The organism is Alicycliphilus sp. T452, from assembly GCF_054512775.1.
Window position 1 is genome coordinate 35969 of record NZ_JBTNEH010000019.1, and the last position, 17280, is coordinate 53248.

The 17280-nt window shown below is 71.2% G+C and carries 14 protein-coding genes; 10 read left to right on the forward strand and 4 right to left on the reverse strand.

Features of this window, described 5'->3' with window-relative positions; all coding sequences use genetic code 11:
- Positions 1–16 precede the first annotated feature (16 nt).
- The gene (locus ACX12L_RS16455) at positions 17–472 is read right to left on the reverse strand and encodes a CBS domain-containing protein (protein WP_459263532.1); all 456 of its coding nucleotides are present in this window, start codon (positions 470–472) and stop codon (positions 17–19) included.
- A 99-nt stretch (positions 473–571) separates the two neighbouring features.
- Between ACX12L_RS16455 and ACX12L_RS16460 the strand changes: the two genes are divergently transcribed.
- The 3 genes from ACX12L_RS16460 (at position 572) to ACX12L_RS16470 (ending at position 5629) form a co-directional block, all read left to right on the forward strand.
- The gene (locus ACX12L_RS16460; protein WP_459263533.1) at positions 572–1873 is read left to right on the forward strand and encodes an O-acetylhomoserine aminocarboxypropyltransferase; all 1302 of its coding nucleotides are present in this window, start codon (positions 572–574) and stop codon (positions 1871–1873) included.
- Positions 1873–2679 carry an alpha/beta fold hydrolase gene (locus ACX12L_RS16465; protein WP_459263589.1) on the forward strand — a complete coding sequence of 269 codons (807 nt, stop codon included), beginning with the start codon at positions 1873–1875 and terminating at the stop codon, positions 2677–2679. Before ACX12L_RS16460 ends, ACX12L_RS16465 begins: the two co-directional genes overlap by 1 nt.
- A gap of 205 nt (positions 2680–2884) precedes the next feature.
- Positions 2885–5629 (forward strand): cation-transporting P-type ATPase, encoded by a 2745-nt coding sequence (locus ACX12L_RS16470; protein WP_459263534.1) that lies wholly within the window; start codon positions 2885–2887, stop codon positions 5627–5629.
- Here the strand turns inward: ACX12L_RS16470 and ACX12L_RS16475 are convergent.
- The gene (locus ACX12L_RS16475; protein ID WP_459263535.1) at positions 5601–6305 is read right to left on the reverse strand and encodes an HAD family hydrolase; all 705 of its coding nucleotides are present in this window, start codon (positions 6303–6305) and stop codon (positions 5601–5603) included. The genes ACX12L_RS16470 and ACX12L_RS16475 overlap by 29 nt on opposite strands.
- 93 nt (positions 6306–6398) lie before the next feature.
- Between ACX12L_RS16475 and ACX12L_RS16480 the strand changes: the two genes are divergently transcribed.
- The 7 genes from ACX12L_RS16480 (at position 6399) to ACX12L_RS16510 (ending at position 15138) form a co-directional block, all read left to right on the forward strand.
- A complete protein-coding gene (locus ACX12L_RS16480; RefSeq protein ID WP_459263536.1) occupies positions 6399–6749 on the forward strand; it encodes a DUF2946 family protein in 351 nt (116 codons plus the stop codon).
- Between the two features lie 92 nt (positions 6750–6841).
- Positions 6842–9106: a TonB-dependent receptor gene (locus ACX12L_RS16485; protein ID WP_459263537.1), complete on the forward strand. Its 2265-nt coding sequence runs from the start codon at positions 6842–6844 to the stop codon at positions 9104–9106.
- An 88-nt stretch (positions 9107–9194) separates the two neighbouring features.
- Positions 9195–10235: a ferrochelatase gene (gene hemH, locus ACX12L_RS16490; protein WP_459263538.1), complete on the forward strand. Its 1041-nt coding sequence runs from the start codon at positions 9195–9197 to the stop codon at positions 10233–10235.
- Positions 10232–12685 carry a Lon protease family protein gene (locus ACX12L_RS16495; protein ID WP_459263539.1) on the forward strand — a complete coding sequence of 818 codons (2454 nt, stop codon included), beginning with the start codon at positions 10232–10234 and terminating at the stop codon, positions 12683–12685. The genes hemH and ACX12L_RS16495 overlap by 4 nt, the downstream gene beginning before the upstream one ends.
- Before the next feature lie 147 nt (positions 12686–12832).
- A complete protein-coding gene (locus tag ACX12L_RS16500; protein WP_459263540.1) occupies positions 12833–13777 on the forward strand; it encodes a sulfurtransferase in 945 nt (314 codons plus the stop codon).
- Between the two features lie 80 nt (positions 13778–13857).
- Positions 13858–14955: a YeeE/YedE thiosulfate transporter family protein gene (locus ACX12L_RS16505; RefSeq protein WP_459263541.1), complete on the forward strand. Its 1098-nt coding sequence runs from the start codon at positions 13858–13860 to the stop codon at positions 14953–14955.
- A 15-nt stretch (positions 14956–14970) separates the two neighbouring features.
- Entirely contained in the window at positions 14971–15138 is a 168-nt protein-coding gene (locus ACX12L_RS16510) for a hypothetical protein (protein WP_013518757.1), read from the forward strand.
- Between the two features lie 6 nt (positions 15139–15144).
- Here the strand turns inward: ACX12L_RS16510 and ACX12L_RS16515 are convergent, their stop codons facing one another.
- Both ACX12L_RS16515 and ACX12L_RS16520 read right to left on the reverse strand, forming a co-directional pair.
- On the reverse strand, positions 15145–16674 hold the full coding sequence (locus tag ACX12L_RS16515; RefSeq protein ID WP_459263542.1) for a tripartite tricarboxylate transporter permease: 1530 nt from the start codon (positions 16672–16674) through the stop codon (positions 15145–15147).
- The gene (locus ACX12L_RS16520; RefSeq protein WP_459263543.1) at positions 16675–17229 is read right to left on the reverse strand and encodes a tripartite tricarboxylate transporter TctB family protein; all 555 of its coding nucleotides are present in this window, start codon (positions 17227–17229) and stop codon (positions 16675–16677) included.
- Positions 17230–17280 lie beyond the last annotated feature (51 nt).

Sequence of the window (17280 nt, forward strand, 5' to 3'; positions counted from 1 at the left end):
CAATTGGGCATAAAAGTCAATTCGCGGGGGGCGATTCTTCCTGCGGCCAGTCGCGGATGTAGGCCTTGAGCAGCTTGTTCTCGAAGTTCTGGCTGTCCACCACGGCCTTGGCCACGTCGTAGAAGCTCACCACGCCCATGAGCATGCGCTTGTCCATCACCGGCATGTAGCGCGCGTGCTGGCCCAGCATCATGCGGCGCACCTCGTCCATGTCGGTCTCCAGCGTGCAGGTCAGCGGCGCGTCGTCCATCGCCGTGCGCACCAGCATCGTGCCCACGGCGCCGTCGTTCTTCACCAGCACCTGGATCAGTTCGCGGAAGGTCAGCATGCCCACCAGGTCGCCGTGCTCCATGACCACCAGCGAGCCTATGTCCCTCTCGGCCATGGTCTGCACCGCGCGGATGAGCGGCTCGTCGGGGTGCACGGTGTAGAGGGTGTTGCCTTTGAGGCGCAGGATGTCGCTGACTTTCATGGGATATCTCCGAATGGTTCTGCAGGCGCTGCGTGCAGCCCTATCCGCCGGGAAATATAGCCCACAATGGCGCGCAGATTCACCACTTTGGAGATATGGATGCCCGGATACTCCGACCCCGGCTTCGACACACTCGCGCTGCATGCGGGCGCGCGGCCCGATCCCGCCACGGGCGCGCGCGCCGTACCCATCCACCTGACGACCTCGTTCGTCTTCGAGTCGAGCGACCATGCCGCCGCCCTGTTCAACATGGAGCGCCCCGGCCATGTGTACAGCCGCATCAGCAACCCCACCAACGCCGTGCTGGAGCAGCGCGTGGCCGCGCTCGAAGGCGGCGTGGGCGCGATCGCCACGGCCAGCGGCCAGGCGGCGCTGCATCTGGCAGTCTGCACGCTGATGGGCGCGGGCGGGCACATCGTGGCCAGCACGGCCCTCTACGGCGGGTCGCAGAACCTGCTCAACTACACGCTGCGGCGCTTCGGCATAGAGACCAGCTTCGTCAAGCCCGGCGACCTCGCCGGCTGGCGCGCCGCCGTGCGGCCCAACACGCGCCTCTTCTTCGGCGAGACCGTGGGCAACCCCGGGCTGGAGGTGCTGGACATTCCCGCCGTGTCGCAGATCGCCCACGAAGCCGGCGTCCCGCTGCTGGTCGATTCCACCCTCACCTCGCCCTGGCTCATCCGGCCCCTGGAGCATGGCGCGGACCTGGTCTACCACTCGGCCACCAAGTTCCTCTCGGGCCACGGCACGGTGATCGGCGGCGTGCTGGTCGATGGCGGCAGCTTCGACTGGGAGGCCTCGGGGCGCTTTCCCGAACTGACCCAGGCCTACGACGGTTTCCACGGCATGGTGTTCGCCGAGGAGAGCACCGTGGGCGCCTTCCTGCTGCGCGCGCGCCGCGAGGGCCTGCGCGACTTCGGCGCCTGCATGAGCCCGCACACGGCCTGGCTGATCCTGCAGGGCATAGAGACCCTGCCGCTGCGCATGGAACGCCACATGCGCAACACCGAGCGCGTGGTGCAGTTCCTGGCCAGCCACCCGTTCGTGGCGCGCGTGGGCCACCCGCTGCTCGAATCGCACCCCAGCCACCAGCTCGCGCAGCGGCTGCTGCCACGCGGCGCGGGCTCGGTGTTCAGCTTCGACCTCAAGGGCAGCCGCGGGCAGGGCAAGAAGTTCATCGAGGCGCTCAAGCTCTTCAGCCACCTGGCCAACGTGGGCGACTGCCGCAGCCTGGTGATCCACCCGGCCAGCACCACGCACCACCGCCTGGACGACGAAGCGCTGGCCGCCGCGGGCATAGGCCAGGGCACGATACGCCTGTCGATCGGCCTGGAGGACGCCGGCGACCTGATCGACGACCTGCAGCGCGCGCTCAAGGCCGCAGAAAAAGCGGGGGCGTGATGTACGTCGACGTCAACGGCGCGCAGGCCTACTGCTACACCGGCGGCAAGCCCCTGGAGCCGGGCAGGCCTACGGTGGTCTTCATCCACGGCGTACTCAACGACCACAGCGTCTGGGCGCTGCAAAGCCGCTACCTGGCCCACCACGGCTGGAACGTGCTGGCCGTGGACCTGCCCGGCCACAGCAAGAGCGCGGGCGAGGCACCCGCCAGCGTGGAGCAGGCGGCCGGCTTCATCGTCGCCCTGCTCGACACGCTGGGCATCCAGCGGGCGGCGCTGGTGGGCCACAGCTGGGGCTCGCTGATCGCGCTGGAGGCCGCCGCCCGCCTGGGCGCGCGCGCGAGCCACCTGGCACTGGTGGGCACGGCCTACCCGATGAAGGTCTCGCCGGCGCTCATCGAGACCTCGCTGCACGAGCCCGAGAAGGCGCTGCACATGGTCAACACGTTCTCGCGCAGCACCCTCGCCCCGCCGCTGGGGGCGGGCTTCTGGGTCTATGGCGCGGGCATGGCCCTGGGCCGGCGCGTGCTGCGCAGCAACCCGCAGGTCAACGTGTTCCACCGCGGCTTCGTGGCCTGCGACAGCTATGCGGGCGGCGAGCAGGCCATCGCGGCCATCCAATGCCCGGTGCTGTTCGTGGTGGGCACGCTGGACCAGATGACGCACCCGAAGGCCGCGCAGGGCCTGATCCAGGCCGCGCGCGCCGCGGGCAGGCAGGTGCAGGTCGCGCAGCTGCCCGTGGGGCACCACCAGATGAGCGAGGCGCCGGACGAGACGCTGCATGCATTGCGCGATTTTTTGATATGAATCAAAACAGGCTGCAGCGCTTATCCAACAAGCGCTGGCAGCTATTCATTCAATAGTATCCGCCTTCCGGTAGCGGCGGTTTCCCGCCCTGCGCCCTGGGGCATTGCCGCGCCGCGCATGCCCGCGCCCTAGACTGGACCGCACCGCTCTTCCACCATCCGCGTGGCCCGGCGTGCGCAGCGCAGCGCCGGGCACGCGCTCCTGCATGCCGACGACGACGCCCACAGAACACCACGACACCCCCTGGCATGCCCTGCCCGCCAGCGCCATTGCCGAACGCCTGGCCACCGACGTGCAGTACGGCCTGCCCCACGCCGAGGCCACCCGCCGCCTGGCCCAGCACGGCCCCAACCGTCTGCCCGCGCCGCCGCGCCGGCCCGCATGGCGGCGGCTGCTGGCGCAGTTCCACAACATGCTGATCTACGTGATGCTGGCCTCGGCCGCCATCACCGGCGCGCTGGGCCACTGGATCGACACCGGCGTGCTGCTGGGCGCGGTGGTCATCAACGCCGTCCTCGGCTTCGTGCAGGAGGGCAAGGCCGAGTCGGCGCTCGACGCGATCCGGCGCATGCTCTCGCCGCAGGCCACGGTGCTGCGCGGGGGCGAGCGGCAGCTGGTCGCGGCCGAGCAGCTCGTGCCGGGCGACATCGTGCTGCTCGCCTCGGGCGACAAGGTGCCGGCCGACCTGCGCATCCTCTCGGCCAGGAGCCTGCGCGCCGACGAGGCGGTGCTCACGGGCGAATCGGTGCCCAGCGACAAGAGCGAGGCCGCAGTGGCCGAGGACGCGCCGCTGGGCGACCGCCGCGGCATGCTCTATTCGGGCACGCTGGTGGCCGCGGGCACGGCCGTGGGCGCGGTGGCCGCCACGGGCGCGCGCACCGAGCTGGGGCGCATCAGCGCGCTGCTGGCGCAGGTGGAGCCGGGCACCACGCCGCTTTTGCGCCAGATCGCGCGCTTCAGCCGCTGGCTGGCGGCGGCCATCCTGCTGTTCGTGGTCGTCACCTTCGTCATCGGCGTGCTCTGGCGCGGGCAGGCGCCCTCCGACATGTTCATGATGGCCGTGGCGCTCGCCGCATCGGCCATTCCCGAGGGGCTGCCCGCCATCATGACCATCACGCTGGCCCTCGGCGTGCGCCGCATGGCGCACCACCGCGCCATCATCCGGCACCTGCCGGCGGTGGAGACGCTGGGCTCGGTCACGGTGATCTGCTCGGACAAGACCGGCACTCTCACCTGCAACGAGATGACGGTGCAGCGCGCGGTGACGGCCGACCGCGTGTACGAGGTGACGGGCAGCGGCTACGCGCCGCAGGGCGGCTTCCAGGTCGGCGGCATGAACGCGTCGCCCGCCGACGACCCCGTGCTGCAGTGCATGGCCCGCGTGGCGCTGCTGTGCAACGACTCCGCGCTGAACCACGGCGCCGAGGGCTGGACGCTCACGGGCGACCCGACCGAGGGCGCGCTGCTCGCCTTCGCCCTCAAGGCGGGGCTTCATGGCGCCGCCACGCACGCCGCGCTGCCGCGCATCGACGCGATCCCGTTCGAGTCCGAGCACCGCTTCATGGCCACGCTGCACCACGACCACGCGGGCCACGCGCTCATCCTGGTCAAGGGCGCGCCCGAGCGGGTGCTCGACATGTGCGGCGCGCAAAGCGCCCTGCAGCACGGCGAGCAGGGCAGCGCGCCGCTCGACCACGACTACTGGCGCCGCGCCGCCAACGACTGCGCCGCGCGCGCCCTGCGCGTGCTGGCCATCGCCGCCAAGCGCGTGCCCGCGCAGCAGCACGCGCTCTCGTGGGACGACATGGAAGGCGGCTTCACCCTGCTGGGCATCCTGGGCAGCATGGACCCGCCGCGCCCCGAGGCCATGGCCGCCGTGGCCGAATGCCACGCGGCGGGCGTGCGCGTGAAGATGATCACCGGCGACCACGGCGAGACGGCGCGCGCCATCGGCGCGCAGCTGGGCATCGGCCTGGGGCGCCCCGCGCTCACGGGCGCCGAGATCGAACTCCTCAATGATGACGCGCTGCGCGAGGTGGTGGACAGCGTGGACGTGTTCGCCCGCGCCAGCCCCGAGCACAAGATCCGCCTCGTGCAGGCCCTGCAGGCGCGCGGCGAGGTCGTCGCCATGACGGGCGACGGCGTGAACGACGCCCCGGCCTTGAAGCGCGCCGACGTGGGCGTGGCCATGGGCAGGAACGGCACCGAGGCCGCCAAGGACGCCGCCGCGATGGTGCTGGCCGACGACAACTTCGCCACCCTGGGCGCGGCCGTGCGCGAGGGCCGCGGCGTCTACGACAACGTGCGCAAGTTCATCCTGTTCATGCTGCCCACCAACGGCGGCGAGGCGCTCGTGGTGTTCTTCGCCATCGCGTTCGCGCTGCAGCTGCCCCTCACCGCCGCGCAGGTGCTGTGGATCAACCTCGTCACCTCGGGCACGCTGGGCGTGGCGCTGGCCTTCGAGCCGACCGAGAGCGACGTGATGCTCCGCCCGCCGCGCGACCCGCGCGAATCGCTGCTCTCGGGCCTGTTCGTGTGGCGCGTGGTCATGGTGTCGCTGGTCATGGCAGGCGCCTCGCTCGGACTGTTCCTGTGGGAGCTGGAGCGCGGCGCCAGCCTGGAGACCGCGCGCACCATGGCCGTCTGCGCCGTGGTGGCGGCCGAGATGTTCTACCTGCTGAGCAGCCGCCACATCCTGCGCAGCGCGCTCACGCGCGAAGGGCTGCTGGGCAACCCGCAGGTGCTGATGGCGATCGCCGTGTGCGCGCTGCTGCAGCTGGCCTTCGTGCACGCCCCCTGGCTGCAGGCCGTGTTCGGCTCCACCGACCTGTCCCCGGGCGAATGGCTGCGCGTGCTGCTCTCGGGCGCGGTGGTGTTCGCGGCGGCGGAGCTGGAGAAGTGGCTGCTGCGCCGCTCGCGCCCTACGCCAGCAGCCGGCACAGCGCGCTGAGGCTGGGCACCGTGGCGTGCGGCGGCACGCCCTCGTGCGGCCATGCGGCGCCGGCCGTGTTCAGCCACGCGGCCTGCATGCCGGCATCCAGCGCGCCGCGGGCGTCCAGCAGCGCATCGTCGCCCACGTGCAGCACCTGCCCGGGCGCCACGCCCGCGGCCTGCGCGCCCGCGTGGAAGATGCGCGCATCGGGCTTGGCCACGCCCAGCTGCGTGGCGCTCAGGCTGGCCCTGAAATAGCGCCCGATGCCGATGCGGTGCACGTCGGCATTGCCGTTGGAGACGGCCACCACCGGCCAGCGCGCGGACAGGAAGTCGAGCGCCGCGAGCGCATCGTCGAACAGGTCCACGCGCTGGCGCTCGGCGAAGAAGAAGTCGAACGCGGGCTCGGCGAGCTGCGGGTCGTCGCCCGCCTGCGAAAGCGCCATGCGGATCGACTCGCGCCGCAGCGCGCTCAGGTCGTGCCGCAGGTCGGGGCGCAGCTCGTTCATCTGCACGCGAATGGCGCGCAACGCCTTCGCATCCCCAAACAGTGCGGCCGTGGCCGGCGCGTGGGCCGCCAGCCAGCTGGCCAGCACGGCCTCGGCGCGCGCAATGGCAGGCCATACGGGCCACAGCGTGTCGTCCAGGTCGATGGTGATGGCGCGTATGCGCGAAGTGTCAATACTTGTTTCCACAATTGATCTACAGCAAGGCCCAGGACATGGGCTACGGCACAATCGGGCGCCGTGACGCACCGCAGCATCCGTTCCACCCTCCGCCGGCCTGGCATGGTACTCGCCATGCTGGCCTTGCTGGCGCAGTTGTGGATGGTGCAGGCCAGCGCCCGGCACTGGGCCGGCATGGCGACCCAGGCCCTGCTGAGCGCAGACATCTGCACCGTGCATGAGCCGGGCGGCACGGGCCCCGGAGCGCACGACAACGACCAGCCCATGGGCGGGATGCAGCATTGCCCCGTCTGCAGCGTCGCCGGCGCCAGCTTCATTGCAAGCCACAGCGGCGCCGCCGCCGTGCCGCCAGGGCCGCATGGGTCCGCGCCCATCGCATACGACAGCCCGGCGGCACCACGGCCCGACCGGCTGCGCCCGCCGGCGCAGGGGCCGCCCCTGGCCCGGGCCTGACCCCGCCCACCCCGTTTTCGTCGTGATGCAGCCCGCCCCTCAGGGGCATGGCTGTGCCCGGGCCTGCGCCCGTCCTCCTGCTTTGCTTGAACATGATCTCCAAGACCCGCATTCTTCGCGGCGACGGCCGCACGCACGGCTGCGCCCTCCTTCCCCTTGCCGCCCTGCTGGCGGCCATGCCCCTGGCGGCCGCCGCGCAGCAGGAGGCCGCGCTGCAAACCGTCACCGTCACCGCCACGCCCGGCAGCGAGACCCCGGCGGGCGCCAGCGAAACGGCCCGCCGGGACATCCAGGCGGCCCGCCCGGCCAGCAGCGACACCGCCACCCTGCTGCGCTTCCTGCCCGGAGTGAGCCTGTCGGGCGCCGGGGGCGTGTCCAGCCTGCCCAGCGTGCACGGCCTGTCGGACGACCGGCTGCGCATACAGGTCGATGGCATGGACCTCATCTCCGCCTGCGGCAACCACATGAACCCGCCGCTGTCCTACATAGACCCCACGCGCGTGGGCAGCGTGCGCCTGTTTGCCGGCATCACGCCGGTGAGCGTGGGCGGCGACAGCATCGGCGCCACCATCCAGGTCGAATCCGCGCCGCCGGCCTTCACCGCGCCGGGCGAGGCGCCCCGGATATCGGGCGAGGCCGGTGCCTTCTGGCGCAGCAACGGCAACGCCCTGGGCGCCCACCTGGAGGCCTCCTACGCGCGCGAGCAGTTCAGCCTGCGCTACGACGGCTCCACCGCGCAGTCGGACAACTACAAGGCCGCGCGCGGCTTCAAGCCCGCCGGCCCGGCCGCCAGCAACAAACCCACGCAATGGCTGGACGACGACGAAGTGGGCTCCAGCAGCTACAGGACGCGCAACCACGCCCTGAGCATGGCCTGGCGCGGCAGCACGGACCTGGTCGAGCTGCGCCTGGGCGTGCAGGACATTCCCTACCAGAACTATCCCAACCAGCGCATGGACATGACGCGCAACGACAGCCAGCAGTTCAACCTGCGCTACCAGGGCCGGTTCGGCTGGGGCCGCCTGGACGCCCGCGCCTACCACGAGGCCACGCGCCACGCCATGAACTTCGGCCCCGACAAGCAGTTCTGGTACGGGGCAGCCAGCAACGTGCCGGGCATGCCCATGGACACGCGCGGCCACACCAGCGGCGTGCAGGTGCGTGGCGACGTGGAGCTGACGGACCGCGACACGCTGCGCGTGGGCGCGCTGGCGCAGCGCTACCGGCTCGATGACTGGTGGCTGCCCTCGGGCGGCGGCATGGCGCCCGACACCTTCTGGAACATCCGCGACGGCCGGCGCGACCGCCTGGAGGCGTTTGCCGAATGGGAGGCGCGCTGGAGCCCGCAATGGCTCACCCAGATCGGCCTGCGCGCGGGCCAGGTGCGCATGGACAGCGGCCCGGTGCAGGGCTACAACAGCAGCTATGCGGCGGAGGCCAACGCCTTCAACGCGCGCGACCGCCAGCGCAGCGACCATAACCTGGACTTCACCGCACTGGCGCGCTACACCCCCAACGCCCAGGCCAGCTACGAGTTCGGCTTCGCCCACAAGACGCGCTCGCCCAACCTGTACGAGCGCTACACCTGGTCCACCGGCGGCATGGCCATGCGCATGGTCAACCTGGTGGGCGACGGCAACGGCTACGTGGGCAACCCCGACCTGCGCCCGGAAGTGGCCAACACCCTCAGCGCCACAGCCGACTGGCACGACGCCACGGGCGAGCGCTGGGGCGTGAAGCTCACGCCCTACCTCACGCGCGTGAACGACTACATAGGCGCCGAGCGCTGCACGGGCGGCATGGGGGGCATGAGCTCCTGCACCGCGGCCAACGCCAGCGCCACGCAGGGCTTCGTCTACCTGCGCTTTGCCAACCAGGACGCGCGCCTGTACGGCCTGGACCTGTCGGGCTTCGGCCGGTTGAGCGACAGCGCCGCATGGGGCCGATTCACGCTGCACGGCACGCTGGGCTACGTGCGCGGCAAGGACAGGCGCACGGGCGAGAACCTGTACGCCATCATGCCGCTGAACGCCCGGCTGGCCCTGAGCCACGACAAGGGCCCCTGGAGCAGCACGGCCGAGCTGCTGATGGTGGGCGCCAAGACCCATGTCTCCGCCGTGCGCAACGAACTGCCCACCGCAGGCTATGCCCTGGTGAACCTGCGCACCAGCTACGAGTGGAAGCAGCTGCGCCTGGACCTGGGCGTGGACAACCTGTTCAACCGCTTCTACAACCACCCGCAGGGCGGCGCCTACCTGGGCCAGGGCAGCACCATGGCGGCCACGGCCGTGCCCTGGGGCGTGGCCGTGCCCGGCATGGGCCGGTCCCTCTACGTAGGGGCTACGGTGAAATTCTGACGCCACGGGGCCCGCGGCGCCCCGGCGCGGGCCCTGCGGGCTTTTCACCGGCGGCCGTACGCCCCCTGCGCCTGGGCGAGAATCGGCCATGGACCTAGAAAAAGAAATGGCCCCGGGCCCCGCGCATGACACCGCCGTGCTGCTGTGCAACCTGGGCACGCCCGATGCCCCCACGGCGCCCGCGCTGCGCAGCTACCTGGCGCAGTTCCTGAGCGATCCGCGCGTGGTCGAGATACCGCGTGCGCTCTGGCTGCCCATCCTGCACGGCATCATCCTGCGCACCCGGCCGGCGCGATCGGCTGCCAAGTACGCCAGTATCTGGACCAGCGAAGGCTCGCCCCTGGCCGTGTGGACGGCCAGGCAGGCCGTGCTGCTGCGCGGCTGGCTGGGCGAGGCCGGAATCCAGGCCCAGGTGCTGCCCGCAATGCGCTACGGCCAGCCGGCCATCGCCACGCAGCTGCAGGCGCTGCACGCCGGCGGCGTGCGCCGCGTGCTGGTGCTGCCGCTGTATCCGCAATACTCTGCCACCACCACTGCCAGCGTGGTGGACGCCGTGAATGCCTGGACCGGCGGCGCGCGCCACTTCCCCGAGCTGCGCTTCGTGAACGACTACCACGACCACCCGGACTACATCGCCGCGCTGGCCCAATCGGTGCGCGCCCACTGGCAGCGCGAGGGCGGCCCGGCCGACAAGCTGGTGATGAGCTTTCACGGCATCCCGGAGCGCAACGTGCGCCTGGGCGACCCCTATGCCGAGCAATGCCGCGCCACCGCCCGCCTGCTGGCCGATGCCTTGGGCCTGACGCCACGGCAATACGCGCTGACGTTCCAGTCCCGCTTTGGCAAGGCCAAGTGGCTGGAGCCCTACACCGAGCCCACGCTGGTGGCGCTGGCGCAAGGCGGCACGCGCCGCGTGGACGTGATGTGCCCCGGCTTCACCAGCGACTGCCTGGAGACGCTGGAGGAGATCAACCAGGAGGCGCGCGAGGCCTTCATGCAGGCAGGCGGCCAGGAATTCCGCTACATCCCCTGCCTGAACGACAGCGCCGGGTGGATCACCGCGCTCACGCGCATCGCGCAGACACACCTGGCGGGCTGGATGCCCCCCGCCGCCGGAGCGCGGCCATGACCGCACCCTGCCCCCAGCTGGTGCCCGGGCAGCTGCGCCTGCACATAGCCCCCGAGAGCCTGGGCTTCGCCGACACGCGCGCGCTGGTGGACGAGCCCCTGCCCTGGATAGGCCAGCAGCGCGCCTTCGACGCGGCGCGCTTCGGCCTGGCGATGCAGCAGCCCGACTACCACCTGTTCGTACTCGGCGAGACCGGCAGCGGCCGCGCGTCACTGATGCGCCAGGCGATGAAGGAGGCCGCGGCCAGCCGGCCGGTGCCGCCCGACCTGTGCTTCCTGCACGACTTCAACGCCCCCGAGCGCCCGCGCGCCCTGCGCCTGCCCGCGGGCCAGGGGCGCCAGCTGCAGACCCAGATAGCGGCCTGGAGCCGCCAGCTGGAGGCCGAGATCCCCAAGCGCCTGGCCGCGCCCGACGTGAAGAACGAGAGCGAGCGCATCGCCAAGCATTACCAGAGCGACGAAGCGCGCGCCTTCGGCCAGCTGGCCGAATTTGCCCGCGCGCGGCGCTTTCGCCTGGTGCGCGACGAAGGCCAGATGGTGTTCACCCTGCTGGGCCCCAGCGGCGAAGAGCCCCTGACCGAGGCCGAGGCCAGCGCGCTGGATGCATCCGAGCGCAGCGCCATCGAGCAGGCCGAGCAGGAGCTGCGCGCCGAGATCGTGCGCTTTCTCGACCGCACGCGGCCGCTGGAGCGCGCGCGCGACGAGGCGCTGGCGCAGCTGCTGCGCCAAAGCGCCGGCCCCCTGGTCACGCACGGCCTGGACGACGTGCGCCAGGGCCTGCGCAAGCAGATCAAGGACACGGTCAAGCTCGGGCGCTGGCTCGACCAGGTGGAGCGGCAGGTGCTGGACAACCTGGACCTGTTCGTGCCCCACGAGGGCGCGCAGGGCGAGGACACGCTGGAGGACGGGCGCCGCGAGCAGCTGGCTGACCTGCTGGCGCTGTGCCAGGTGAACCTGGCGGTGGACAACGCCGGCCTCGGCGGCGCGCCGGTGGTGATCGAGGACAACCCGCAGCTGCGCAACCTGTTCGGCCACATCCAGTACGAATCGGGCGAGGACACGCCCTACGCCGACTTTTCCGGCATCCACGCCGGCGGCCTGCTGCGCGCGCATGGCGGCTTTCTGATGCTGTTCCTGCGCGACCTGGTGGGCGACGCGCCGCTGTGGGAGCGGCTGCGCCGCTTCCTGCGCTGCAACCGCGTGACGATAGAAGACCAGGCCGCGGGCCATGGCAGCGGCGCGCCCGTGGCGCTGCAGCCCGAGGGCGTGGACGTGGAGGTGAAGATCGTGCTCGTGGGCTCGCCCGCCGAGTACTACCTGCTGCAGGAGGGCGACGCCGACCTGGCGCGGCGCTTTCGCGTGAAGGTGGACTTCGCGGAGCAGTTCCGCGCCAGCGGCGAGACACACCACGCCAGCAGCGTCTTTCTCGCGCGCTCGTGCGCGCGCCGGGGCCTGCCGCACTGCACCGCCGCCGCGGCGGCGCGCCTGCTGGAATTCACGCACCGCGAGGCCGACGACCAGGCGCGCCAGAGCGCCAGCTTCGCCAGCCTGGAGGCGCTGCTGGTGGAAAGCTGCGCCCAGGCACGCGCGCGCGCCGCGCAGCTCACCGATGCCCGCGACGTGGACGCGGCGCTCGCCGCACGGCGCCAGCGCCACAACGCGCCCGAGGAGGCGCTGCACGAGGCGATCGCCGAGGGCGAACTGCTCATCACCCTGGAAGGCATGCGCGTGGGGCAGCTCAACGCGCTCACGCAGATCGACATGGGCGACTACCGCTTCGGTTTCCCCGTGCGCATCACCGCGCACACGCACGCCGGGCGCGAGGGCGTGGTGAACATCGAGCGCGAGGTGGAGATGTCCGGCCCCATCCACGACAAGGGCGTGCTGATCCTGCAAAGCTACCTGAGCGCGCTGTTCGGCCACCTGGCGCCGCTGGCGCTGAACGCCTCCGTCGTCTTCGAGCAGGAGTACAGCGGCATCGAAGGCGACTCGGCCTCCTGCGCCGAGCTGTACGCGCTGCTGTCCTCGCTGTCGGGCCTGGCGCTGCGCCAGGACATCGCCGTCACCGGCGCGCTGAACCAGCATGGCGAGGTGCTGCCCGTGGGTGGACTGAACGAAAAGATCGAGGGCTGGTTCCGCGTCTGCGCGCAAGCGGGCCTGACCGGCACGCAGGGCGTGCTGATCCCGGCGCGCAACCAGCGCCACCTGATGCTGGCGCCCCAGGTGGTGGAGGCGGTGGCCGCCGGGCGCTTTCACGTGTACGCCGCGCAGCACGTGGGCGAAGGCATCGCCCTGCTCACCGGCATGCATGCCGGCCTGGCACCGGGCGAGCATGCCGAGGACAGCGTGCACGCGCGCGCCGAAGGCACGCTGCTCGCCTACCGCAGCGCCTGGCAGGCAATGACGCTGGGGCGCAGGCGCGTGCCACGCAGGCATGGCACCGGGACGTAGCGGCGACCGTCGTAATACCCCCCGATCACGTAGTCAAGCCGATTTATCACCAGGAGTTATAAGAACAATCCGATTCTGTCGTTGATCCACGGCAAGGGCGCAAAGACAATCGCGGACAGTTTCTCCAATTGCCGCCCAGGATCTGCCATGAAAAAACTGCTTGCCATCGCCGTATTCGCCACGGCCGCCCATGCCGGCTGGGCCGCCCAGCCGCTGCTGACGCCGGCCGAGCTCGGCGCCCAGACGGCGCAGCCCACGCCGCCGCGCGTGATCGACATCCGCGACCCCGCCAGCTACGGCGCCCGGCACATCCCCGGCGCCGTGAACGCCCCCTACGGCAAGTGGCGCGGCCCGGCCAGCAACCCCGGCGAGCTGCCGGACACGCCCAAGCTCACCGAACTGGTGCAGTCGCTGGGCCTGACGCCCGGCACCCATGCCGTCATCGTCTCTACCGGCGCCGACACCACCGACTTCGGCGCTGCGGCGCGCGTGTACTGGACGCTCAAGCTCCTGGGGCTCAAGGAGCTGTCCATCCTCAACGGCGGCATGAAGGCCTGGGGCGATGCCAAGCTCGCGCAGGACACGGCCGTGCCCCAGGTCGCGCGCAGCGCCTACCAGCCCCGGATCGACGCCAGCCTGCTGGCCACGCGCAACGACGTGGGCCAGCACGTGCAGCTGAACAACGCCGCGCTCGTGGACTCGCGCCCCGATGCCTTCTACCAGGGCAAGGTGCGCGCGCCCGCGGCCAAGCTCGCCGGCACCCTGCCCGGCGCGCAGCAGCTCGATTTCAACCAGTGGTTCGAGCCCGGCACCACCACCTTCGTGGACAAGGCCACGGCCCAGAAGATCGCGGCCCAGGTCAAGCGCGAGCAAGGGCAGGACCTGGTGGCCTTCTGCAACACCGGCCACTGGGCCGCGACCGACTGGTTCGGGCTGTCCGAGATCGCGGGCCTGTCCGGCGTGAAGCTGTATGCCGGCTCCATGGTGGACTGGACGCAGGCCAAGGATGCGCCGCCCATGGCCAACCAGCCCAGCCGCTTCGAGGCCCTGGCCTATGACGCCCGGCAGTGGTGGGAGCGCAAGTCCAAGTAAGCCAGCTGCTTTATAGTAAAAATGGCTGCCAGCGCTTGATGGTCAAGCGCTGGCAGCTCTCTTTTTTATAGACCATTCACATGAAACGACTCCCCCTCGCGGCCGTGCTGGCCGTTTTCACGGGCTGGCTGCTGTGGAGCGTGTCCGCACGCCAGGCCGCGCTGTTCGCCGTGGGCCTGGGCCTGGGCGCGGTGCTCGCGGGCCAGCGCTTCGGCTTCACCACGGGCTGGCGCATGCTCATCGAGGACAAGGACGCCAGCGGCGTCATGGGCCAGATCCTGCTGCTGGCGCTGGCCGCGGCCCTGGCCATGCCGCTGCTGGGCCATTACCCCGAACTCACGGCCGCGCTGGGCCCGCCCAGCGTCAGCCTGCTGGTGGGCGCGTTCGTGTTCGGCCTGTGCATGCAGATCGCGGACGGCTGCGGCAGCGGCACGCTGTACAAGGCCGGCCTGGGCATTCCCATGAACGCGGCCATCCTGCCGCTGTTCGCGCTGGGCAGCTTACTGGGCTCGCTGCACCTGGGCTTCTGGCTCGACCTGGGGCGCGCGCAGCCCGTGGGCCTGGTCGGCCAGTTCGGCTGGGAGCGGGCGTTGCTCGTCACCCTGGCGGCGCTGGCCGCCGTGGCCGCGGCCGTGCGCTGGTACGCGGGCCGCGCCAGCGCGGCGGCGGGCCAGGCGCCCCGGCCGCTCGTGGTGCGCAGGTGGATAGTGGGCGCGGTGCTGCTGGCGCTGCTGGCCACGCTGAACCTGGTCATCGCCGGCCAGCCCTGGGGCGTGGTCTACGGCTTCGGCCTGTGGGCGGCCAAGCTGGCCCAGGCCAGCGGCGCGGCCGACCTTGCGAACAACTGGTTCTGGAGCCAGCCGGGCAATGCCGCGCGCCTGCACGAGACGGTGCTCATGGACGTGACCAGCATCACCAACATCGGCATCCTCGGCGGCGCGCTGTGGGTGTCCGCCGGCAAGCCCGCGAACGCCCGGCCCCTGAACGGCACGCAGTGGGCCGTGGCCCTCATCGCCGGGCTGGCGCTGGGCTACAGCTCGCGCCTGGCCTTCGGCTGCAACGTGGGCGCCATGCTGTCGGGCATCTCCACGGGCAGCCTCCACGGCTGGATCTGGGTGCCGCTGGCCTTCGCGGGCACCATCTTCGGGCTGCGCATCCGCCGCCATTTCGGCTTCTGACCAAGACCCCACTCCATGACGAGACACACCACACTGCGCCTGGTCTTCTGGGCCGCGCTCGCCGCCTTCCTGGCCTGGGACTGGTCCAGCTCCAAACCCGTGGACCTGCGCCTGGAGCCGCCGCTGATAGCCGCCGGATCGGGCCAGGCCGCGGCGGGCGGGCATTGCTCCATGCCCGACTGACGCCCGCTAGCTTATGTCGTCGGCCCCCTGGTGCGCGCGCGCCAGATTGCGCTCGGCCCAGTGGCGCAGCACGCGCGGCACGATGAGCACGGCCAGCACGATGACGATCAGGGCCAGCGACATGGGGCGCTGCAGGAAGATCCACCAGCTGCCCTCGCCGATGGAGACGGCGTTGCGCATCTGCGCCTCGGCCAGCGGCCCCAGGATCATGCCCACCACCACCGGCGCGGTGGGGAAGTCGAAGCGCCGCATGAGCACGCCCAGCAGGCCGATGGCGTAGAGCAGGAACAGGTCGAACGTGCTCTGGCGCATGCCGTAGGCGCCCACGGTGGCGAAGATCAGGATGCCCGCGTACAGCTGCGGGCGCGGGATCTTCAGGAGCTTCACCCACAGGCCCACCATGGGCAGGTTCAGCACCAGCAGCATGATGTTGCCGATGTACAGCGACGCGATCAGCGCCCACACCAGCGCCGCCGAGCTGGAGAACAGCTGCGGCCCCGGGTTGATGCCGTAGTTCTGGAACGCGCCCAGCAACACGGCCGTGGTGTTGCTGGTGGGAATGCCCAGTGTGAGCAGCGGGATCAGCGCCGCCGTCACCGTGGCGTTGTTCGCGGCCTCGGGGCCGGCCACGCCCTCGATCGCGCCCTTGGTGCCGAACTCGGCCTTGTCCTCGCCCTTGGCGAGCTTCTTCTCGGTGGCGTAGCTCAGGAAGGTCGGGATCTCGGTGCCCCCGGCGGGTATGCAGCCGAACGGCGTGCCGATGAGGGTGCCGCGCAGCCAGGCGGGCACCGAGCGCTTCCAGTCGCGCGCCGTCATGTGCACGCGCGTGAGCTTGTTCTGCGACTCCTCCACCCTGCCCTCGTAGAGCGCGGCGTAGAGCACCTCGGCCACGGCGAACAGGCCCACGGCCACGAGCACGATGTCGATGCCGTCGAGCAGCTCCATCTTGCCCCCGGTGTAGCGCGCCGCGCCCGAGATCTGGTCCATGCCCACGCAGCCCAGCGCCAGGCCGACGAACAGCGCCGTCATGCCGCGCAGGCTGCTCTGGCCCAGCACGGCGCTCACCGTGGTGAAGGCCAGCACCATGAGCATGAAGTACTCGGGCGGGCCGAGCTTGACCGCGAACTCGGCCACCGAGGGCGCGAACAGCGTCACCACCACGGTGGCCACGGTACCGGCCACGAACGAGCCGATGGCCGCCGTGGCCAGCGCCGCGCCCGCGCGCCCGCTCTTGGCCATCTTGTTGCCCTCCATGGCCGTGACCATGCTGGCCGTCTCGCCCGGGGTGTTGAGCAGGATGGAGGTGGTGGAGCCCCCGTACATGGCGCCGTAGTAGATGCCCGCGAAGAAGATCATCGAGGCCGTCATGTCCACCTTGGAGGTGATCGGCAGCAGCATGGCCACGGCCACGGCCGGGCCGATGCCCGGCAGCACGCCCACGGCCGTGCCCAGGGCGCAGCCCACCAGGGCCCACAGCAGGTTGGCCGGCGAGATCGCCGTGGCGAAACCCGCCATCAATGCGTCGAAGATTTCCATTTAGAACCACCCCGTCTCGGTCAGGCCCGGCAGGTTGATGGCCAGGAATTGCGTGAACAGCCAGAACACCGGCGCCGAGATCGCCAGGCCCGTGAGCACGTCCACGGCCAACGCGCGCGGCGCCAGCCGCCCCGTCTGCCCGTTGGCGCGGCGCAGGCCCTGCACGGCCATCGCGTAGCACAGCGTGCAGCCGAGGATGAATCCCAGATCGACGATGAGGGCCGCGTTCAGCAGCAGCCCGGCCGTGACCCAGGCGAACGGCCCGAGCGCCGCGCGCGGCGCGCCGCCCGGGTCGGCCGCCTGGCGGTAGCCGCCCGTGAGCGCCTCGCGGATCAGCAGCACGCCGCACAGGCCCAGCACCGCGGCGCACACCCAGGGCAGGAAGTTGGGGCCCACGCCGCCGTAGCCGGCGTCGCCCGGGATCTGCAGCGCGCCAAAGGCCATGCCGGCGGCCACCAGCACCACGGCCGCGCCCACGGCGGCCTGCCAGAACGGCGACGGCACGCTGCCCGCATCGGCGGCAGCAGGATCGGAAGAAGGGGCAAGCTCTGACATGGCTGCAGCCTCCAGGGAAAGAAGCGGCGCCGCACCCGGGCGCCGAAGAAT